The sequence below is a fragment of the Enterobacter cloacae complex sp. IR5418 genome (genome assembly GCF_049238105.1).
Lineage (GTDB): Bacteria > Pseudomonadota > Gammaproteobacteria > Enterobacterales > Enterobacteriaceae > Enterobacter > Enterobacter hormaechei.
The window spans coordinates 47,735-67,691 of the sequence record NZ_JBMKHS010000025.1; the positions used below are offsets into that span (position 1 = coordinate 47,735).

Here is a 19,957-nt window from a genome sequence, read left to right on the forward strand (position 1 = left end):
CTCTGGAGGTGGCTGACTGTGAAATCAGTTATAAACCATCAGGAAGTTGGATACGGCGTTGACATCACCCGCGTTGATTTCCGTGCCATCTTTGTCAAGTGCGGCATAGAAAGTTAATTCAGCATTGCCTTCTTCATCCGGTGCGGTTGTTTTAGAAACCGTGCCCGGTTTAATCGCCGTGCTGCGATCGCTGTTATAGAGCTTCACCCCGACGCCCGTCGCCATCCCCGTGCCTGGCGTAACCTGCAACAGCGTGGCATCGTCCGAATCTTTATTCCCGTCGAACAGCACCGCAACAGATTCAACCGCCGGGGGACAATTCTCCACATTGATTTTAAACTCACGCGGCGTCGTTTCGACGTGCTCATCAAAGTAGTTTTTCGCCCATGCACCAAGGTCTACCGTTTTGTTTTTTGACGCAGGCGTAATATCACAGGAAATAAGGGTAATTTTCCCGGTAAAATTGATTACCCCGCCAGTGCTTTGCGAGCCGGCGCCAGCGTCCAGGGAGGTATTTACCCCTGAATCACTACTTGCCAGCACTGATTGAGAAGATAACAGTATCCCCGCTGCGGCAATTGCCAGCGCCACATTTTTGATTTTCATTTGAAAGTATTACCCTCTGTAGATTAAACAGATCCAGACTTGTTATACCAGGTGCAATCATTCCTGTAAGAATTTGAAAACGTCACTAAAGGGTGCCAGTAGAGTTGGTGACGCGACCTCATAGTATAAAGCGGGGTCCATCCCAGTGTGATAATCCATATATTTTCATTAAGCCCTGTATGCATATTCCCTGTCAGAAAAATATGTCAGCTCGAAAATAACCATGAATGCTTTAAGGTTTAAAACAATTACAGCTTCTTCTGTAACGTTGCTTCTGAATAAATAGTAAATGAAATACCTTATTACGTCTACGCATTGAAAAAGGCCAGGAACGGTTTATAAACATTTTAAAATTAACAGCCCCGCAACAAATTTAACTCTTTTTCATTGCACAAAAAATTATTAACCCGCTTCTAATACCGCCCCTCAATTAAAAAGAGATTCGACTGATCAATGTTTGATCAATTTATTTCAGAATATTATTAGAATAAATTATTGTGTTTTACGCGATGCGCTTTGACATTATCCTGAAAAAATACCTATTTTCGGGACATATCCTTGTTGATCAGCAATTGATCGTTTGTAATAGGCTGTTAAAATCTATATGTTAAATTTACCTTAATTAAAATTTTTTGCTACATGTTAGATTCCGCATTTTTAACTAAAAAAATTTTTTATTTATCTGAAATAATCCATTTCGCTCACACTGAACTTATTACTTGCAAACACAATTAAGACAAAAACAAATCCCTTTATTAACGAACACGTATCAACGCTGTATTTTGCCCATCATATTTAACGCACCGTGCGCGGTCCTGTCTGACGACATAATGCGCTACTGGCCATCACGGTCAGTACCCTGGGCGGGTACATCGCGGAGACGGTTTGGTCCTACCAATCGTCTGTAAAGCGAACCACCGTTCACACTTCCAATGCTTCAATTCACAAAACCATTGCCGAATAGCAACACTTAGTTAACCATTTATTGCCATAACCCCTACAACACATTATTGGATGGACCACTTTTACACAGTCTGTGATGCAGAGATGAGCGGAGACTCACCCGCAGTGCAGGCTGTGTGGTCCCCAGGAGACCTGCATGAGCCTCTGGCAACAAAACTACGATCCCGCCGGGAACATCTGGCTGTCGAGCCTGATCGCATCGCTACCCATTCTGTTCTTCTTCTTTGCGCTGATTAAGCTCAAGCTGAAGGGCTACCTTGCCGCGACGTATACCGTTGCCATCGCCCTGCTGGTGGCGCTGTTCTTCTATAAAATGCCGGTCGATCGCGCGCTGGCCTCCGTGGTGTATGGTTTCTTCTACGGCCTGTGGCCGATTGCGTGGATCATCATCGCCGCCGTCTTTGTCTACAAAATCTCGGTCAAAACCGGGCAGTTCGACATTATTCGCTCGTCGATTCTCTCTATTACACCGGACCAGCGTTTGCAGATGCTGATTGTCGGTTTCTCCTTCGGGGCGTTCCTTGAAGGGGCGGCAGGATTCGGCGCGCCGGTTGCGATCACCGCCGCCCTGCTGGTCGGGCTGGGCTTTAACCCCCTGTATGCCGCGGGCCTGTGCCTGATTGTGAACACCGCGCCGGTGGCCTTTGGCGCGATGGGCATTCCGATTCTGGTGGCGGGCCAGGTGACCGGACTGGACAGCTTCGAGATTGGCCAGATGGTGGGCCGTCAGCTGCCGTTCCTGACCATTATCGTGCTGTTCTGGATCATGGCGATTATGGACGGCTGGCGCGGCGTGAAGGAGACCTGGCCTGCGGTGATGGTGGCGGGCGGTTCGTTCGCCATTGCCCAGTATCTCAGCTCCAACTTCCTCGGCCCGGAACTGCCGGATATCATCTCTTCCCTGGTGTCGCTGGTCTGCCTGACGCTGTTCCTGAAACGCTGGCAGCCGGTACGTATCTTCCGCTTTGCTGATATGGGCGCATCGCACGTGGATCAGACGCTGGCGCGCACCGGCTATACCGCCGGACAGATTGTGCGCGCGTGGTCGCCGTTCCTGTTCCTGACCGCAACCGTGACGCTGTGGAGCATTCCGCCGTTTAAGGCGCTGTTCGCCCCGGGCGGCGCGCTGTACGACATGGTGATTAATATCTCCGTGCCGTTCCTCGACAAAATGGTCGCCCGTATGCCGCCGGTGGTGCACGACGCCACGCCGTATGCGGCAGTGTTTAAGTTCGACTGGTTCTCTGCCACCGGCACAGCCATCCTGTTTGCCGCTATCCTTTCCGTAGTGTGGCTGCGCATGAAGCCTGCCGCAGCGGTACAGACTTTTGCGGCGACGATTAAAGAGCTGATGCTGCCGATCTACTCCATCGGCATGGTGCTGGCGTTCGCGTTTATTTCGAACTACTCCGGTCTGTCGTCGACGCTGGCGTTAGCGCTGGCGCACACCGGCCACGCGTTTACCTTCTTCTCGCCGTTCCTCGGCTGGCTGGGGGTCTTCCTGACCGGTTCAGATACGTCATCTAACGCCCTGTTTGCCGCCCTCCAGGCAACGGCCGCGCAGCAGATTGGCGTCTCGGACGTGCTGCTGGTCGCTGCGAACACCACCGGCGGCGTGACCGGAAAGATGATCTCGCCGCAGTCCATCGCCATTGCCTGTGCCGCGGTAGGACTGGTGGGTAAAGAGTCGGATCTGTTCCGTTTTACCGTGAAACACAGCCTGATATTTACCTGCATGGTGGGCGTGATCACCACATTGCAGGCCTATGTCTTAACCTGGATGATTCCATGATAGTGATGCCCAGACGCCTGTCCGACGAGATTGCCACTCGCGTACGGGCGCTGATAGAAGAACAACAGCTGGAAGCGGGCATGAGATTGCCCGCCGAGCGTCAGCTTGCCGCCCAGCTTGGCGTGTCGCGCAATTCACTACGCGAAGCGCTGGCGACGCTGGTCAGCGAAGGGGTGCTGCTGAGCCGTCGCGGCGGCGGCACCTTTGTACGCTGGCAGCATGATGACTGGTCCGAACAAAACATCGTGCAACCATTAAAGACGCTGATGGAAAACGACCCGGACTACAGCTTCGACATCCTCGAAGCGCGTCACGCCATCGAAACCAGTACCGCGTGGCACGCGGCGATGCGGGCAACCGACGCCGACAAAGAGAAGCTCAAAGCCTGTTTTGACGCCACGCAAAGCAGCGACCCGGACATCGCCTCTCAGGCCGACGTGCGGTTCCATCTGGCCATTGCCGAGGCCTCGCACAACGTGGTGCTGCTGCAAACCATGCGCGGGTTTTTCGACCTGCTGCAATCCTCCGTGAAGCAGAGCCGCCAGCGCATGTATCTGGTCCCGCCGGTGTTTGCCCGGCTGACCGAACAGCACGAGGCGGTGCTCAACGCCATTCTGGCCGGTGATGCCGAGGCCGCGCGCAAAGCGATGATGGCGCATCTGGGTTTCGTCCATACCACCATTAAACGATTCGATGAAGATCAGGCCCGACAGGCGCGTATTACCCGTCTGCCTGGCGAGAGTGATATTTCCAGGGAGAACAAAGCATGATTATTTCAGCAGCCAGTGACTATCGCGCCGCGGCGCAGCGCATTTTGCCGCCGTTCCTGTTCCACTACATTGACGGTGGGGCGTATGCCGAATATACCCTGCGCCGCAACGTGGAGGATCTGTCGGAAGTGGCCCTGCGCCAGCGTGTGCTGAAGAATATGTCTGACCTGAGCCTTGAGACGAAGCTGTTTAACGAAACGCTCTCCATGCCGGTGGCGCTCGCACCTGTCGGCTTATGCGGCATGTACGCCCGCCGGGGCGAAGTGCAGGCCGCCGCCGCCGCGGATGCCAAAGGCATTCCGTTTACCCTGTCCACCGTATCCGTCTGCCCGATAGAAGAAGTCGCCCCGACCATCAAGCGCCCGATGTGGTTCCAGCTGTACGTCCTGCGCGATCGCGGTTTTATGCGCAACGCGCTGGAGCGCGCCAAAGCGGCGGGCTGTTCAACGCTGGTCTTTACCGTCGATATGCCGACCCCCGGCGCGCGCTACCGTGATGCCCACTCCGGCATGAGCGGCCCTAACGCCGCCCTGCGCCGCTACTGGCAGGCGGTGACGCACCCGCAGTGGGCGTGGGATGTCGGGCTGAACGGTCGTCCGCACGATCTGGGAAATATTTCGGCCTACCTCGGTAAACCGACCGGGCTGGAAGATTACATCGGCTGGCTGGCGAACAACTTCGATCCGTCGATCTCGTGGAAGGACCTGGAATGGATCCGCGAATTCTGGGACGGCCCGATGGTGATCAAAGGGATCCTCGATCCGGAAGATGCGCGCGACGCGGTGCGTTTTGGCGCCGATGGGATCGTGGTCTCTAACCATGGCGGACGCCAGCTCGACGGCGTGCTCTCTTCTGCCCGCGCGCTGCCAGCCATTGCCGATGCGGTGAAGGGCGATATTGCGATCCTGGCCGACAGCGGCATCCGTAACGGGCTGGACGTGGTGCGCATGATTGCGCTGGGAGCAGACAGCGTGCTGCTGGGCCGTGCTTACCTTTACGCGCTGGCCACCAGCGGTCAGGCGGGCGTGGCGAACCTGCTGAACCTGATCGAGAAAGAGATGAAGGTGGCGATGACCCTGACCGGGGCAAAATCGATAAGTGAAATCAGCAAAGATTCGCTGGTGCAGGAGCTGAGCAAGCTGCCTGCGGCGCTGGCACCGTTGTCGCAGGGAAACGCGGCCTGATCTCCTCCGGTTAGCCTCCCCTTCTTCTGCGCCCGACTTTCCATCGGGCGTTTTTTTTTGTCGAAAATAACACCTGCGTAACATTCTGGATAAGAAAATTTGACACAACCCGCCCCTCCGCAATTGTATAGACAAGCAAATACAAGAACACAAAAACAACATCACATCGGAGAGGAACGTATGGCGTATTCAGGTCGGGTGGATATTCAGCAGGTGATCGATGAGAGCCCTTTTTCAGGGTTTCACTGGCTTCTTATCGTGCTGGGCTTTCTGGTGCTGGCGATCGATGGGTTCGATACCGCAGCGATGGGTTACATTGCGCCTACGCTGTCGGCGGAGTGGGGAATACATAAACAGGATCTGGGGCCGGTGCTAAGTGCGGCGCTGCTCGGGCTGTCGCTGGGAGCCCTTATTGCCGGTCCGGTATCTGACCGGATGGGACGCAAGCGTGTGCTGGTCTTTTCGTGCCTGTTCTTCGGCCTGGCGAGTCTGGGCACGGCCTGGGCGCAAAGTCTGAATACCCTGACGCTGTGGCGCTTTCTGACCGGTCTCGGGCTGGGCGCCGCGATGCCTAACGCCATCACGCTGATCTCAGAGTTTGCGCCCCAGCGCTGCCGCGCCATGGCGATTAACACCATGTACTGCGGCTTTCCGCTGGGTGCAGCGGGCGGCGGGGCGATCTCGTCCTGGCTTATTCCTCACCATGGCTGGCGAAGCGTGCTGCTGACCGGCGCGATTGCACCGCTGATTTTAACAGTGCTGCTGGCACTGCTGTTGCCGGAGTCGGTGAAGTTTCTGGTGCAGCGCGGGAAAGATCTTGCCCAGGTTCGTCGCATCGCCAGCCGGTTCGCCCGCAGCACGCTCGATAGCGTCACGGGCTTTTTCCTGGTGGAAGACAAGGTGGCGTCTAAAAAAGGGAGCGTGGCGCAGCTGTTTTCCATGCCCTGGCTGCCCGGCACCCTGATGCTGTGGGTGACCTACTTTATGGGGCTGGTCATTTACTACGTCCTGCTGAGCTGGATGCCGACGCTGATGCAGGGGATGGGTTATGCGCTGGCGGAATCCGCCTGGCTCACCTCACTATTCACCTTCGGCGGCACCGCAGGCATTTTGCTCGCGGGCTGGATGATGGATCGCTGGGAAGCGCACAAGGTGGTCGCGTGTGGTTTCGTGCTAACGATGGGCCTCATTCTTTTACTGGGGATTGAGCATAACCATATCGCCCTGTTTGGCGGGTTAATTTTCCTGATGGGGATCGCGATGAACGGGGCGCAGTCGGGCATGCAGACCCTGGCCGCCACCTTTTACCCTACCGAATGCCGCGCGACAGGTATCGCCTGGATGCAGGGGATCGGCCGCTTCGGCGGCGTAGCAGGCACCATGACCAGCGCCCAGCTTCTTGCCATGCAGTGGCAGGCCGACAGTATTTTAATGATCCTCAGCGTGCCTGCTCTGGTGGCTGCGGCGGCTACCGTCTACAAAATGCTGTATAGCCGCTCGCAGGAGCCGGGCGTCGCGTAATCCCTCTCTTTTCTGCTATTCTGCCCCCCGCAATTAAGGGGGCAGCATGCTTAACATCGTCTTATTTGAACCAGAAATCCCACCCAATACCGGCAATATCATCCGCCTGTGTGCCAACACCGGTTTTCGCCTGCACATCATCGAGCCGATGGGCTTTACGTGGGACGACAAACGTCTGCGTCGCGCAGGGCTGGATTACCATGAATTTACTGCCGTCGTTCGCCATCACGATTACGCCGCGTTTCTGGAAGCCGAAAAACCGCAGCGCATGTTCGCCCTGACCACCAAAGGTACGCCAGCGCACAGCGCCGTAAGCTATCAGGACGGGGATTATCTGATGTTTGGCCCGGAAACTCGCGGCCTGCCCGCCACGATTCTGGATGCCCTGCCCGCGGAGCAGAAAATTCGTATTCCGATGATGCCGGACAGCCGCAGCATGAACCTGTCGAATGCGGTGTCGGTGGTGGTGTATGAGGCGTGGCGCCAGCTGGGATATCCCGGCGCGATACTGCGTAGTTAAAACAATTCGGGTGGCTTGCGCCACCCGATTCGTCGTATTTAGCCTGCTACCGCGATACGTTTCATATCGGTCATGTAGCCACGCAGCTTCTGGCCCACTTTCTCGATTTCGTGGCTGCGAATCGCTTCGTTTACGTCACGCAATTGCGCGTTATCAACCGCACCTTCCGCAATCGCCTGGCCCAGATCGCCTGCTTGCAGGGTGGTCATAAACTCTTTCAGCAGCGGTACGCAGGCGTATGAGAACAGGTAGTTACCGTACTCGGCGGTATCGGAGATCACCACGTTCATTTCATACAGACGCTTACGGGCGATGGTGTTCGCAATCAGCGGCAGCTCGTGCAGTGATTCATAGTACGCGGACTCTTCGATGATGCCGGAATCCACCATGGTTTCGAACGCCAGCTCAACGCCTGCTTTCACCATCGCGATCATCAGGACGCCTTTATCGAAGTACTCCTGCTCGGTGATTTTGCCGTCGTACTGTGGTGCGGTTTCGAACGCGGTTTTACCGGTCTCTTCGCGCCAGGTCAGCAGTTTCTTATCGTCATTCGCCCAGTCCGCCATCATGCCGGAAGAGAACTCGCCGGAGATGATATCGTCCATGTGTTTCTGGAACAGCGGCGCCATGATGGTTTTCAGCTGTTCAGAGAGTGCGAACGCGCGCAGTTTTGCCGGGTTGGACAGACGGTCCATCATCAGCGTAATGCCGCCCTGCTTCAGCGCTTCGGTGATGGTTTCCCAGCCGAACTGAATCAGTTTTTCCGCATATGCCGGGTCGGTGCCTTCTTCCACCAGCTTGTCGAAGCACAGCAGAGAGCCAGCCTGGAGCATACCGCACAGGATGGTCTGCTCGCCCATCAGGTCAGATTTCACTTCCGCAACGAAGGAAGATTCCAGAACGCCCGCACGGTGACCGCCGGTCGCCGCTGCCCAGGCTTTGGCAATCGCCATGCCTTCGCCTTTCGGATCGTTTTCCGGGTGAACGGCGATAAGCGTCGGCACGCCGAAGCCACGTTTGTACTCTTCGCGTACTTCTGTACCCGGGCACTTCGGTGCCACCATCACGACGGTGATGTCTTTACGGATCTGCTCGCCCACTTCAACAATGTTGAAGCCGTGGGAGTAACCCAGCGCGGCGCCATCTTTCATCAGCGGCTGTACGGAACGCACAACGTCAGAGTGCTGCTTGTCTGGCGTCAGGTTAACCACCAGATCCGCCTGCGGGATCAGCTCTTCGTAGGTACCCACCTTAAAGCCGTTTTCGGTCGCTTTACGCCAGGACGCGCGCTTTTCAGCGATCGCTTCTTTACGCAGGGCGTAAGAGATATCCAGCCCGGAGTCACGCATGTTCAGGCCCTGGTTCAGACCCTGCGCGCCACAGCCGACGATGACCACTTTTTTACCCTGAAGGTAGCTCGCGCCATCGGCAAATTCGTCGCGCGCCATGAAGCGGCATTTGCCCAGCTGCGCCAGCTGCTGGCGCAAGTTCAGTGTATTAAAGTAGTTAGCCATGGGTGATACCTCGTGATGTTGTGTGTCTTATTGTTCGGTTCGCGTTTCAGCGAGAATGTACCCACATTACAACAGGAAATTTATTGCGGAAATTGATATATTCACAACGTCATATTGCAATTTATGCAATGTAAAAAGAGGGAATGGAATCGGTGGATTTACGCGATCTGAAAATGTTCCTGCATCTGGCGGAAAGCCGCCACTTTGGCCGTAGCGCCCGGGCGATGCACGTCAGCCCGTCCACGCTGTCGCGCCAGATCCAGCGCCTTGAAGAAGACCTCGGCCAGCCGCTGTTCGTGCGCGATAACCGCACCGTCACCCTCACGGAAGCCGGGGAAGAACTGCGCATTTTTGCCCAGCAGACGCTGTTGCAGTATCAGCAGCTGCGGCACACCATTGACCAGCAGGGGCCGTCGCTTTCCGGCGAGCTGCATATTTTCTGCTCCGTAACCGCCGCCTACAGCCATCTTCCTCCCATTCTCGATCGCTTCCGCGCGGAACATCCGTCGGTCGAAATTAAACTCACCACCGGCGATGCCGCCGACGCGATGGAAAAAGTGGTCACGGGCGAAGCGGATCTGGCGATTGCCGGGAAACCTGAAACCCTGCCGGGTGCGGTGGCGTTCTCGATGCTGGAGAATCTGGCGGTGGTGCTGATTGCCCCGGCGCTGCCCTGCCCGGTGCGCAACCAGGTCTCTGTGGAAAAACCAGACTGGTCAACGGTGCCGTTTATCATGGCCGATCAAGGCCCGGTGCGTCGCCGCATCGAGCTGTGGTTCCGCCGCCAGAAGATCAGCAACCCGTCAATTTACGCCACGGTCGGCGGCCATGAGGCAATGGTGTCGATGGTGGCGCTCGGCTGCGGCGTGGCGCTGCTGCCGGAAGTGGTGCTGGAAAATAGCCCGGAACCGGTGCGCAATCGCGTGATGATTTTAGAGCGCAGCGACGAGAAAACGCCGTTCGAACTTGGCGTGTGTGCACAAAAAAAGCGGCTGCATGAGCCGCTTATTGATGCGTTCTGGAAGATTTTGCCCAACCACTAAAGCCGGGTGGCGCTGCGCTTACCCGGCCTACACGCAGTTCAACCCTTAGCCCGCCAGGAAGAACCTGAAAGCCGGGTTGTGGGTTTCGTCGTGGCACTCATAGCCCAGCTCGTTCAGCCGCGTTTCGAAATCCGGCTCGTGCTCGCCCAGTTCGAACGCTGCCAGCACGCGGCCATAGTCGGTGCCGTGGCTGCGGTAGTGGAACAGAGAGATGTTCCAGTGGGTACCCAGCGTATGCAGGAACTTGAGCAACGCGCCCGGCGATTCCGGGAACTCGAAGCTGAACAGGCGTTCCCTGAGCGGCTTCGACGGACGGCCGCCGACCATGTAGCGCACGTGCAGCTTCGCCATTTCGTCATCGGAGAGATCGACCACGCTGTAGCCGCCGTCATGCAGCAGGCTGAGGATCTCTTTGCGCTCCTCCACGCCACGGCTCAGACGCACGCCGACAAAAATGCAGGCGTCTTTGGCATCGGCAAAGCGGTAGTTGAATTCCGTTACCGAGCGGCCGCCCAGCAGCTGGCAGAACTTCAGGAAACTGCCCTTCTCTTCCGGGATGGTCACCGCCAGCAGCGCTTCACGCTGTTCACCCAGTTCGCAGCGTTCGGAAACGTAGCGCAGACCGTGGAAGTTCACGTTCGCACCAGACAGCACATGCGCCAGACGTTCGCCGCGAATGTTGTGCTGGGCGATATATTTTTTCATTCCCGCCAGCGCCAGCGCGCCGGACGGTTCCGCCACCGCCCGTACATCCTCGAACAGATCTTTCATCGCCGCGCAGATCGCATCGCTGTCGACGGTGACGATATCGTCGAGATACTCCTGGCAAAGACGGAATGTTTCATCGCCAATGCGCTTCACCGCCACGCCCTCGGCAAACAGCCCGACGCGCGGCAGATCCACCGGATGTCCGGCATCCAGCGCCGCCTTCAGACAGGCAGAGTCTTCCGCTTCAACCGCAATCACTTTGATCTGCGGCATCAGCTGTTTAATCAGCACCGCCACACCTGCGGCTAAGCCACCGCCGCCCACCGGGACGAAAACGCGGTCGAGATGCGCGTCCTGCTGCAACAGCTCCAGCGCCAGCGTACCCTGCCCGGCAATCACCATCGGGTGGTCGAACGGCGGCACCCAGGTGAAACCCTGCTGCTGCGCCAGCTCAATCGCTTTGGCTTTGGCTTCGTCAAAATTGGCCCCGTGGAGCAGTACTTCGCCGCCGAACCCGCGCACCGCGTCGACTTTGATGTCTGCGGTGGCAACCGGCATCACAATCAGCGCTTTCAGCCCCAGACGAGCAGACGAGAACGCCACGCCCTGCGCATGATTACCCGCCGACGCGGTAATCACCCCGCGCGCTTTCTGCTCGTCCGTCAGCCCGGCCATCATCGCGTAGGCACCGCGCAGCTTGAAGCTGTGCACCGGCTGGCGGTCTTCGCGCTTCACCAGAATGACGTTATCCAGGCGTGAAGAGAGTTTGTCCATTTTTTGCAGGGGCGTGACCTGCACCGCCTCATAGACCGGCGCGCGTAGCACCGCTCTCAGGTATTCCGCCCCCTCGGGGGCGGCGGATAAGGGTTGTGACTCGGCCATCATTAGCCCCCAAGTTTAGATTTATCGCGCACCGCGCCTTTATCTGCACTGGTGGCAAGGCTCGCGTAAGCACGCAGGGCGAAGGAGACTTCACGCTGGCGATCTTTCGGCGTCCAGGCTTTGTCGCCGCGGGCCTCCTGCGCTTCACGACGGGCCGCAATTTCCTGGTCGCTCAGCTTCAGCTGAATGCCACGGTTAGGAATATCGATTTCGATCAGGTCGCCATCTTCAATGATCGCGATGTTGCCGCCGCTTGCCGCTTCCGGGGAAACATGGCCGATGGAGAGGCCGGAGGTGCCGCCGGAGAAACGCCCGTCGGTGATCAGCGCACAGGCTTTGCCGAGGCCCATGGATTTCAGGAAGGTGGTTGGGTAAAGCATTTCCTGCATGCCCGGGCCGCCTTTTGGCCCTTCGTAGCGAATGACAACCACGTCGCCTTCCACCACTTTGCCGCCGAGGATAGCGTCTACCGCTTCATCCTGGCTTTCGTACACTTTCGCCGGACCGGTGAATTTCAGGATGCTGTCGTCTACGCCTGCGGTTTTCACGATGCAGCCGTTTTCCGCGAAGTTACCGTACAGCACGGCCAGACCGCCGTCTTTGCTGTAGGCATGATCCAGCGAGCGGATACAGCCTTCGGCACGGTCATCGTCCAGCGTGTCCCAGCGGCAATCCTGCGAGAACGCCTGGGTGGTACGAATACCGGCAGGGCCGGCGCGGAACATTTTTTTCACCGCATCGTCTTTGGTCAGCATCACGTCGTATTGATCCAGCGACTCCGGCAGCGTCAGGCCGAGCACGTTTTTCACATCGCGGTTCAGCAGCCCGGCGCGATCCAGCTCACCGAGGATACCGATAACACCACCCGCGCGGTGCACGTCTTCCATGTGGTACTTCTGGGTACTCGGTGCGACTTTACACAGCTGCGGCACTTTGCGGGAGAGCTTGTCGATATCGCTCATGGTGAAGTCGATTTCAGCTTCCTGCGCGGCGGCCAGCAGGTGCAGAACGGTGTTGGTGGAGCCGCCCATGGCGATATCCAGCGTCATGGCGTTTTCGAACGCCGCTTTGCTGGCGATGTTGCGCGGCAGCGCGCTGGCATCGTCCTGCTCGTAGTAGCGTTTGGTCAGCTCAACGATGCGCTTACCGGCGTTAAGGAACAGCTGCTTACGGTCGGCGTGGGTCGCCAGCAGCGAGCCGTTGCCCGGCTGCGAGAGGCCCAGCGCTTCGGTCAGACAGTTCATGGAGTTGGCGGTGAACATCCCGGAACAGGAGCCGCAGGTCGGACACGCGGAGCGTTCCACCTGGTCGCTCTGCTCGTCAGAGACTTTCGGGTCCGCGCCCTGGATCATCGCATCGACCAGGTCGAGCTTGATGATTTTGTCGGACAGCTTGGTTTTCCCCGCTTCCATAGGGCCGCCGGAGACGAAGATCACCGGAATGTTCAGGCGCAGGGAGGCCATCAGCATCCCCGGGGTGATTTTGTCGCAGTTGGAGATACAGACCATCGCATCGGCGCAGTGGGCGTTAACCATGTACTCCACCGAGTCGGCGATCAGCTCGCGCGACGGCAGTGAATAGAGCATCCCCCCGTGGCCCATCGCGATACCGTCATCCACCGCAATGGTGTTGAACTCTTTCGCCACGCCGCCGGAGGCTTCGATTTGCTCGGCAACCAGTTTACCGAGATCGCGCAGGTGCACGTGGCCCGGTACGAACTGGGTGAAGGAGTTCACCACGGCGATAATCGGCTTGCCGAAATCGGCGTCGGTCATTCCGGTGGCGCGCCACAGCGCGCGGGCACCCGCCATGTTACGGCCGTGGGTGGTGGTGGCTGAACGATACTTAGGCATGCTTTATTGACTCCCGTCTGACGATTAAATGGGACGGTGCGTGCCGTCCCAAATTTATATTTAGTGATTAACCTGATCCAACCAGCCGTATTTGTCTTCTGTTTCGCCGGTGAAGAGGCCGAAGAAGGCTTGCTGAATGCGTTTGGTCACCGGACCACAGCGGCCTTCGCCCACCTGAATGCCGTCGACGCTGCGCACCGGCGTGATTTCAGCCGCGGTACCGGACATGAACACTTCATCAGCCAGATACAGGGATTCGCGGGACAGAACCTGCTCGCGCACTTCGATACCCAGATCTTTTGCCAGCTTGATGATGGCGTCGCGGGTGATGCCCGGCAGCGCGGAAGAGGTGAACGGCGGCGTGAACAGAATGCCGTCTTTCACTTCAAACAGGTTTTCACCCGCGCCTTCGGAGATGTAGCCGTTCACGTCAAGCGCGATACCTTCCTGGTAGCCGTGGCGACGTGCTTCGCTGCCGACCAGCAGTGAAGAAAGGTAGTTACCGCCCGCTTTAGCCGCTGTCGGGATAGTGTTAGGCGCCACGCGGTTCCAGGAAGAAACCATTGCGTCGATCCCCTGATCCAGTGCTTCCGCGCCCAGGTAGGCGCCCCACGGGAACGCAGCAATGATCACATCGGTGGTGTAACCTTCTGGCGGGTTTACGCCCATGCCGACGTCGCCCACGAAGACCAGCGGACGAATATAGGCGCTGGTCAGGTTGTTTTTACGGATCACGTCGCGGCAGGCTTCCATCAGCTCATCAACGCTTTGAGAGACCGGGAAACGATAAATTTTGGCTGAGTCATGCAGACGCTGCATGTGTTCGCGATGGCGGAACACCACTGGCCCTTTGTGAGAATCGTAGCAACGGATCCCTTCAAACACGGAGGTACCGTAGTGCAGCGCGTGGGACATCACGTGAACTTTCGCGTCTTCCCAGCGAACCATCTCGCCATTGAACCAAATGTAATCAGCTTTTTTTGTCGTCATTTTTTCGTCCTGTCACGCTTAAGCGCGGATTTGTTGTGATGTGGTTGTGCTCTGGCAGATGGCAACATGGGCAACGTCTACCAGTTTTGATAACTGACTAAACAGTAAGTCGACCGGCCGCGGGCTGGCAACGGTTAATTCGATACTGATGTTCTGCGCGTCGGTGGCCGTTTCCATATTCATCGAGCAAATCTGAAAGCCACGGTGACGGACCACGCGCAAAACGCGTTCTAAGGTTTCCGGGTTGAAGCGAGCCTGCACGGCGACCTGATGTTGCATCATGATAATTTCTCCAGCATTTGTGAGTTACTGGCACCTGGCGGTACCAACGGCCAGACGTTCTCAAGCTCGTCGATTGAGACATGAAGCAGGTATGGCCCTTCGCTTGACAGCATGGTGTCGAGTGCCGCTTCAACCTGGTCTTTACGGGTGATGTGCTGACCAGGAATGCCGAAGGCGCTGGCCAGAGTGAGGAAATCGGGGTTGTCGGTCAGCGTTGTTTCGCTGTAACGCTCCTGGAAGAACAGCTGCTGCCACTGGCGAACCATCCCTAAACGCTGGTTATCGAGCAAGACGATCTTCAGCGGTAACTGCTTACGCTTCACGGTGCCCAACTCCTGAACGTTCATCATGAAGGAGCCGTCACCGGAGATACAGATAACGGTATCGTTCGGGCGGGCAACCTGTGCCCCTACGGCAGCGGGCAGGCCAAAGCCCATCGTGCCTAAGCCGCTGGAGGTGATGAAGTTCTCCGGGCGGGTGTAGGTCATGTGCTGGGCTGACCACATCTGGTGCTGGCCGACATCCGTCGTCACCACGCTGTCTGCGGGTTTGCGGTCGGACAACTGCTTCAACAGCAGCGGCGCGTAGATGGCCTCGCCGGGATGATCGTAACGCCAGGCATGCTCGGCGCGCATGTCTGCGGTGTGCTGGCGCCATGCACTGATATCCAGCGGCTGCTCCAGCGCCGGTAACAGCGCGTTAAGATCGCCCTGCAACGCGACATGCGCCTGACGCAGTTTGTTCATCTCCGCCGGGTCGATATCCATATGGATCACTTTGGCATTCGGCGCGAAGGTATTCAGCTTGCCGGTGACGCGGTCGTCAAAACGGGCGCCTACGGCGATAAGCAAGTCGCATGCCTGCACCGCCAGGTTTGCCGCTTTGGTGCCATGCATTCCCAGCATGCCGAGGTAGTACGGGTAATCCGCTTCAACCGCGCCCAGGCCTTTCAGCGTGCAGGTGGCGGGCATTTGCGTGGTTGCAATGAACGCGCGAAGCGCCGGAACAGCCTGCGCCATACCCACGCCGCCGCCTACGTACAGCATCGGTTGTTTGGCCTGCGCGATCATCTGACGCGCCTCTTCAACCTCGGCATGCGGGAACGCATCGTCGCTTTCCACGGTAGAGAAATGCGGCTCGAGATCGCCGAGTGCAACCTGGATATCTTTCGGGATATCCACCAGAACCGGGCCGGGACGGCCAGAGCTGGCAACCTCGAACGCTTCGGCCATCACGCGCGGCAGCTCTTCGAGGGACTGAACGAGGAAACTGTGTTTGGTGCAGGCCAGCGATAAACCGAGAACGTCCACTTCCTGGAAAGCATCGGTACCGATGAACGGAGAGGCAACCTGGCCCGTGATCGCCACGACGGGAACGGAATCGAGCAGCGCGTCAGCCAGGCCGGTGATCAGGTTCGTTGCGCCCGGACCGGAGGTGGCCATACAGACGCCGGTTTTACCGGTCGCACGGGCATATCCGATGGCGGCCATCGCTGCGCCCTGCTCATGTCGGCACAACAGGTGTTCCACGCCGCCGTCATACAGTGCATCGTAAATCGGCATAATTGCGCCACCCGGATAACCGAATACGGTTTCGACTCCCTGCGCGCGCAACGCATGTACTACCCATTGTGCCCCATTCATAGTTAGTTCCCCGTCATAAATCTGGAGAAACAGAATTTTGTGCTAGTCGTCATTCTCTGCTCCTCATTTAAGTTTTTTAGTCATAAAAAAACCCCCGGACCTTTCGGTGCGGGGGTCTTAGTTCGTTAAGGCTTGATTCTTAAGCCTTTCCTCGTCCAAGTGCAGCCCCGCACGGTGGGATAATAATCACCACCACGCTAATCACGACCAGGCTAATCACTCGTAGAAGGGCTGTCATTTTCAGTTCTTTTTGCATCTTGTTCGAAGGAATACCTAAAGAGTTACCACAGATATTTCATGTGACACAAGATTTTTTTATGACCCATTTCTGTAGCATGCGAACTATTTCTTTCAAAATCGTTGTTTTATATAGGGAAAAAACAGAAATGAAGATTTTTCATTTTTTTGCCCTATTCCGAGAGGCAAGCCGCGCGTGATTGCTTTTCTGCGAGGCCGCTTCCGCCAACGTGTAATGGTTACATTTTGCCGCCAAAAGTCTTGAACGAGCGCCGTAAATCAGTGAATCAACACTCAACAGGAATAAATGATACTGGCATAGTCGCCGCCAAGGAGGGGCTTATGTCACTGTCAGTTGTTTATACACGCGCGGCTATCGGCGTGAAGGCACCGCTTATCTCTGTGGAGGTTCATTTAAGCAATGGACTGCCCGGGTTGACGCTGGTCGGCTTGCCAGAAACGACCGTTAAAGAGGCGAGGGATCGCGTACGCAGCGCAATTATTAATAGCGGTTATGCTTTTCCGGCGAAGAAGATCACCATCAATCTTGCGCCAGCAGATTTGCCAAAGGAGGGTGGGCGATATGATTTACCTATTGCTATAGCGCTTCTCGCGGCTTCTGAACAGCTCAAGACGCCAGGGCTAAGCTCGTGCGAGTTCGTGGGCGAATTAGCGCTTACAGGCGCGTTAAGAGGCGTTCCCGGAGCAATCTCGGGTGCGCTTGAAGCCATACGCGCAGGAAGACAAATCATTGTGGCCAATGAAAATGCCTCTGAAGTAAGCCTTATCGCCGAAAAGGGATGTCTTGTCGCGGGACATTTGCAGGAGGTTTGCGCCTGGCTGGAAGGCCGACATGAGCTTGCCGAACCGCAGGAGAATGACGAGGTGGCGCCAGATTCTCCCGATGACCTCAGCGATATTATGGGCCAGGATCAGGGTAAGCGGGCGTTAGAGATAACGGCCGCGGGTGGGCATAACCTGTTACTGATAGGTCCGCCAGGCACGGGGAAAACGATGCTGGCGAGCAGGTTGAACGGCCTGCTGCCACCCCTCAATAATCACGAAGCGCTGGAAAGCGCCGCGATATTTAGCCTGGTCAGTTCAACGTCGCTGCATAAACAGTGGCGCCGCCGTCCTTTCCGCTCTCCACACCACAGCGCGTCTCTTACCGCGATGGTAGGCGGAGGGTCGATCCCCGGACCGGGTGAAATTTCACTGGCGCACAACGGCATTCTGTTTCTGGATGAATTGCCAGAGTTTGAACGCCGCGTGCTGGATGCGTTGCGGGAGCCGATTGAATCCGGCGAAATCCATCTGTCTCGTACACGCGCCAAAATAAGCTACCCTGCGCAGTTTCAGCTGGTCGCTGCGATGAACCCTAGCCCTACGGGACATTATCAGGGCAACCATAACCGCTGTACGCCGGAGCAGACCCTGCGCTATCTGAGTAAGCTGTCTGGCCCCTTCCTCGACCGTTTTGATTTATCTCTCGAGATCCCCCTGCCACCGCCCGGTCTGCTGAGACAAGCCGGTATGAAAGGGGAAAGTTCAGCAGCGGTGCGCGAACGGGTTATTGCAGCGCAGGCGCGGCAGTATGCTCGTCAGAACAGGCTGAATGCCCGGCTGGATAACGCCGGGATCCGACAGTTTTGTTCTCTCAACGCTGAAGATGCAGGCTGGCTGGAAGAGACACTGACGCGGTTTGGGCTATCCATTCGCGCGTGGCAGCGTTTGTTGAAAGTAGCGCGCACGGTCGCCGACGTGGAGGGCTGCCCCGGCATTGAGAGGCGCCATTTGCAGGAGGCCTTAAGTTACCGTGCGATCGATCGGCTGCTGTTGCATCTGCAAAAAATGCTGGCGTAAAAAGAGGGGGCCGTAGCCCCTTCTCTTTTTAATCGTCAGACTCGGTGTAGTCTTCTGCACCTTCCATCTGCGGCTTACCGCCAGACAGCGTATGGAAACGCTTAGGACGCTTAATGCGAGCCATATACTTGATCCATACACGTTCTGCATCAGATTGCGGCTCACGCTCACCACGGCAAACAGAGACAAACTGTTTTTCATCTTCGGTTGCCGGTTCACGTTTACCCAGATCCAGCTCGTTAAAGGCATAACCATGGCGCTCAAGAAGTTGAGCTTCTTTGATCGTGAAATCGCCGTGACGAGAGAACCCGCGCGGATAATGTTTATTGTCGAAAAAACGATTAGTCGTCGTAAAGCTTTCCGCCATCCTACACGCTCCTAATTCTTTGGCCGAGCTATTTATGGCGCGGAGTATTAGTTACGCTTGACAGAGTGTAAAACAAAACATTTAAATCATAACGACAAATAATTTTGTGGAGAAAGATGTGGATACGGAATTGCTAAAAACTTTCCTCGAAGTGAGCAGAACGCGGCACTTTGGGCGAGCAGCTGAAGCCCTTTACCTGACGCAGTCAGCAGTCAGTTTTCGTATTCGACAGCTGGAAAATCAACTGGGTGTGAACCTTTTTACTCGCCATCGCAACAATATTCGTTTAACACCGGCCGGTGAAAAACTGTTGCCGTATGCAGAAACCCTGATGAATACCTGGCAGGCAGCGCGAAAGGAGGTTGCGCACACCTCCCGGCATAATGAATTCTCGATCGGTGCCAGCGCATCACTATGGGAATGCATGCTCAGCCAGTGGCTTATGCGGCTATATCGCACACACAACCATCTGCAATTTGAGGCGAGGATTGCGCAACGTCAGTCACTGGTTAAGCAACTCCACGAACGGCAGCTTGATCTGCTGATCACCACAGAAGCCCCCAAGATGGACGAATTTAGCAGCCAGATTGTTGGACAGTTTAGTCTGGCGCTCTATGCATCGGAGCCTGCAATGATGAAGGCCGACCTTAACTATTTACGCCTGGAGTGGGGGCCTGATTTTCACCAGCACGAGACGGGGTTAATCGCCAGCGATGATATCCCGCAACTCACGACAAGCTCTGCGGAAATCGCCTGCCAGCATCTTCCCGCATTGAAAGGTTGTACCTGGTTACCTGTTCGCTGGGCGGATAATAAACCTGCACTTCATGTTGTCACCGATTCGACAACTCTCTCCAGGCCGCTGTATGCCATTTGGCTGCAAAACAGCGATAAGCAGTCGCAGATAAAAGATCTGTTAAAAACCAGCATACTGGATTAACACAAAAGCCTGCGGAAACGCAGGCTGATTATTCTTCAGGAAGGTGTTGAGCTGTTTTGCAGGCAAAAAAAAATCCTTTGCCGAAGCAAAGGATTCTATATGGCAGGGGCGGAGAGACTCGAACTCGCGACACCCGGTTTTGGAGACCGGTGCTCTACCAACTGAGCTACGCCCCTAAAGTTTTTGCCATTAAGCCTGCCGAAAGGGCAGGCTTAATGTCTTAATAAGTGGCGGAACGGACGGGACTCGAACCCGCGACCCCCTGCGTGACAGGCAGGT

Annotated in this window: 18 protein-coding genes and 1 tRNA gene; 8 read left to right on the top strand and 11 right to left on the bottom strand. The window is 56.5% G+C overall.

Features of this window, described 5'->3' with window-relative positions; all coding sequences use genetic code 11:
- Positions 1-24: 24 nt before the first annotated feature.
- Positions 25-606 (bottom strand): fimbrial protein, encoded by a 582-nt coding sequence (locus ACOTX7_RS17625; RefSeq protein WP_006808628.1) that lies wholly within the window; start codon positions 604-606, stop codon positions 25-27.
- Between the two features lie 1,099 nt (positions 607-1,705).
- Here ACOTX7_RS17625 and lldP point away from each other — a divergent pair.
- From lldP to trmL, 5 genes are all read left to right on the top strand, one after another.
- The gene (gene lldP, locus ACOTX7_RS17630) at positions 1,706-3,361 is read left to right on the top strand and encodes an L-lactate permease (RefSeq protein WP_003860175.1); all 1,656 of its coding nucleotides are present in this window, start codon (positions 1,706-1,708) and stop codon (positions 3,359-3,361) included.
- The gene (lldR, locus tag ACOTX7_RS17635; RefSeq protein WP_221256650.1) at positions 3,358-4,131 is read left to right on the top strand and encodes a transcriptional regulator LldR; all 774 of its coding nucleotides are present in this window, start codon (positions 3,358-3,360) and stop codon (positions 4,129-4,131) included. The genes lldP and lldR overlap by 4 nt, the downstream gene beginning before the upstream one ends.
- On the top strand, positions 4,128-5,315 hold the full coding sequence (gene lldD / locus ACOTX7_RS17640) for a quinone-dependent L-lactate dehydrogenase (RefSeq protein ID WP_006808631.1): 1,188 nt from the start codon (positions 4,128-4,130) through the stop codon (positions 5,313-5,315). Before lldR ends, lldD begins: the two co-directional genes overlap by 4 nt.
- Before the next feature lie 180 nt (positions 5,316-5,495).
- Positions 5,496-6,836 carry an MFS transporter gene (locus ACOTX7_RS17645; RefSeq protein WP_006808632.1) on the top strand — a complete coding sequence of 447 codons (1,341 nt, stop codon included), beginning with the start codon at positions 5,496-5,498 and terminating at the stop codon, positions 6,834-6,836.
- 46 nt (positions 6,837-6,882) lie between these two features.
- On the top strand, positions 6,883-7,356 hold the full coding sequence (gene trmL / locus ACOTX7_RS17650) for a tRNA (uridine(34)/cytosine(34)/5-carboxymethylaminomethyluridine(34)-2'-O)-methyltransferase TrmL (protein ID WP_006808633.1): 474 nt from the start codon (positions 6,883-6,885) through the stop codon (positions 7,354-7,356).
- A gap of 38 nt (positions 7,357-7,394) precedes the next feature.
- Here the strand turns inward: trmL and ilvC are convergent, their stop codons facing one another.
- The gene (gene ilvC, locus ACOTX7_RS17655) at positions 7,395-8,870 is read right to left on the bottom strand and encodes a ketol-acid reductoisomerase (RefSeq protein ID WP_006808634.1); all 1,476 of its coding nucleotides are present in this window, start codon (positions 8,868-8,870) and stop codon (positions 7,395-7,397) included.
- A gap of 152 nt (positions 8,871-9,022) precedes the next feature.
- On the opposite strand from ilvC, the gene ilvY reads away from it, so the two are divergent.
- Positions 9,023-9,913, top strand: coding sequence for an HTH-type transcriptional activator IlvY (ilvY, locus tag ACOTX7_RS17660; protein ID WP_017382574.1), 891 nt, complete (start codon positions 9,023-9,025; stop codon positions 9,911-9,913).
- Between the two features lie 45 nt (positions 9,914-9,958).
- On the opposite strand, the gene ilvA is transcribed toward ilvY, so the two are convergent.
- From ilvA to ilvL, 7 genes are all read right to left on the bottom strand, one after another.
- Positions 9,959-11,503, bottom strand: coding sequence for a threonine ammonia-lyase, biosynthetic (gene ilvA, locus ACOTX7_RS17665; protein ID WP_062933753.1), 1,545 nt, complete (start codon positions 11,501-11,503; stop codon positions 9,959-9,961).
- A gap of 2 nt (positions 11,504-11,505) precedes the next feature.
- Positions 11,506-13,356 carry a dihydroxy-acid dehydratase gene (gene ilvD, locus ACOTX7_RS17670; protein WP_221256652.1) on the bottom strand — a complete coding sequence of 617 codons (1,851 nt, stop codon included), beginning with the start codon at positions 13,354-13,356 and terminating at the stop codon, positions 11,506-11,508.
- Positions 13,357-13,416: 60 nt separating this feature from the next.
- Positions 13,417-14,346 (bottom strand): branched-chain amino acid transaminase, encoded by a 930-nt coding sequence (locus ACOTX7_RS17675; protein ID WP_006808638.1) that lies wholly within the window; start codon positions 14,344-14,346, stop codon positions 13,417-13,419.
- Positions 14,347-14,364: 18 nt separating this feature from the next.
- Positions 14,365-14,628: an acetolactate synthase 2 small subunit gene (gene ilvM / locus ACOTX7_RS17680; RefSeq protein WP_003860184.1), complete on the bottom strand. Its 264-nt coding sequence runs from the start codon at positions 14,626-14,628 to the stop codon at positions 14,365-14,367.
- On the bottom strand, positions 14,625-16,271 hold the full coding sequence (ilvG, locus tag ACOTX7_RS17685) for an acetolactate synthase 2 catalytic subunit (RefSeq protein ID WP_006808639.1): 1,647 nt from the start codon (positions 16,269-16,271) through the stop codon (positions 14,625-14,627). Before ilvG ends, ilvM begins: the two co-directional genes overlap by 4 nt.
- A 2-nt stretch (positions 16,272-16,273) precedes the next feature.
- Complete coding sequence (gene ilvX / locus ACOTX7_RS17690; protein WP_166792073.1) at positions 16,274-16,324, bottom strand: peptide IlvX; 51 nt, start codon at positions 16,322-16,324, stop codon at positions 16,274-16,276.
- An 86-nt stretch (positions 16,325-16,410) separates the two neighbouring features.
- On the bottom strand, positions 16,411-16,509 hold the full coding sequence (ilvL, locus tag ACOTX7_RS17695) for an ilv operon leader peptide (protein ID WP_001311244.1): 99 nt from the start codon (positions 16,507-16,509) through the stop codon (positions 16,411-16,413).
- 341 nt (positions 16,510-16,850) lie between these two features.
- Between ilvL and ACOTX7_RS17700 the strand changes: the two genes are divergently transcribed.
- Complete coding sequence (locus ACOTX7_RS17700; protein ID WP_032673461.1) at positions 16,851-18,371, top strand: YifB family Mg chelatase-like AAA ATPase; 1,521 nt, start codon at positions 16,851-16,853, stop codon at positions 18,369-18,371.
- Between the two features lie 28 nt (positions 18,372-18,399).
- Here ACOTX7_RS17700 and ACOTX7_RS17705 read toward each other — a convergent pair whose 3' ends face one another.
- The gene (locus ACOTX7_RS17705) at positions 18,400-18,738 is read right to left on the bottom strand and encodes a DUF413 domain-containing protein (RefSeq protein ID WP_006808641.1); all 339 of its coding nucleotides are present in this window, start codon (positions 18,736-18,738) and stop codon (positions 18,400-18,402) included.
- A 118-nt stretch (positions 18,739-18,856) separates the two neighbouring features.
- On the opposite strand from ACOTX7_RS17705, the gene hdfR reads away from it, so the two are divergent.
- Positions 18,857-19,678, top strand: a complete 822-nt coding sequence (gene hdfR / locus ACOTX7_RS17710) for an HTH-type transcriptional regulator HdfR (RefSeq protein WP_221256653.1) — start codon at positions 18,857-18,859, stop codon at positions 19,676-19,678.
- Positions 19,679-19,778: 100 nt separating this feature from the next.
- Here hdfR and ACOTX7_RS17715 read toward each other — a convergent pair.
- Positions 19,779-19,854, bottom strand: a tRNA-Trp gene (locus ACOTX7_RS17715).
- Positions 19,855-19,957: the final 103 nt, after the last annotated feature.

Coding starts and splice junctions, on each gene's coding strand:
- ACOTX7_RS17625 (WP_006808628.1), bottom strand. CDS start 606: ATGAAAATCAAAAATGTGGCGCTGGCAATTGCCGCAGCGGGGATACTG.
- lldP (WP_003860175.1), top strand. CDS start 1,706: ATGAGCCTCTGGCAACAAAACTACGATCCCGCCGGGAACATCTGGCTG.
- lldR (WP_221256650.1), top strand. CDS start 3,358: ATGATAGTGATGCCCAGACGCCTGTCCGACGAGATTGCCACTCGCGTA.
- lldD (WP_006808631.1), top strand. CDS start 4,128: ATGATTATTTCAGCAGCCAGTGACTATCGCGCCGCGGCGCAGCGCATT.
- ACOTX7_RS17645 (WP_006808632.1), top strand. CDS start 5,496: ATGGCGTATTCAGGTCGGGTGGATATTCAGCAGGTGATCGATGAGAGC.
- trmL (WP_006808633.1), top strand. CDS start 6,883: ATGCTTAACATCGTCTTATTTGAACCAGAAATCCCACCCAATACCGGC.
- ilvC (WP_006808634.1), bottom strand. CDS start 8,870: ATGGCTAACTACTTTAATACACTGAACTTGCGCCAGCAGCTGGCGCAG.
- ilvA (WP_062933753.1), bottom strand. CDS start 11,503: ATGGCCGAGTCACAACCCTTATCCGCCGCCCCCGAGGGGGCGGAATAC.
- ilvD (WP_221256652.1), bottom strand. CDS start 13,356: ATGCCTAAGTATCGTTCAGCCACCACCACCCACGGCCGTAACATGGCG.
- ACOTX7_RS17675 (WP_006808638.1), bottom strand. CDS start 14,346: ATGACGACAAAAAAAGCTGATTACATTTGGTTCAATGGCGAGATGGTT.
- ilvM (WP_003860184.1), bottom strand. CDS start 14,628: ATGATGCAACATCAGGTCGCCGTGCAGGCTCGCTTCAACCCGGAAACC.
- ilvG (WP_006808639.1), bottom strand. CDS start 16,271: ATGAATGGGGCACAATGGGTAGTACATGCGTTGCGCGCGCAGGGAGTC.
- ilvL (WP_001311244.1), bottom strand. CDS start 16,509: ATGACAGCCCTTCTACGAGTGATTAGCCTGGTCGTGATTAGCGTGGTG.
- ACOTX7_RS17700 (WP_032673461.1), top strand. CDS start 16,851: ATGTCACTGTCAGTTGTTTATACACGCGCGGCTATCGGCGTGAAGGCA.
- ACOTX7_RS17705 (WP_006808641.1), bottom strand. CDS start 18,738: ATGGCGGAAAGCTTTACGACGACTAATCGTTTTTTCGACAATAAACAT.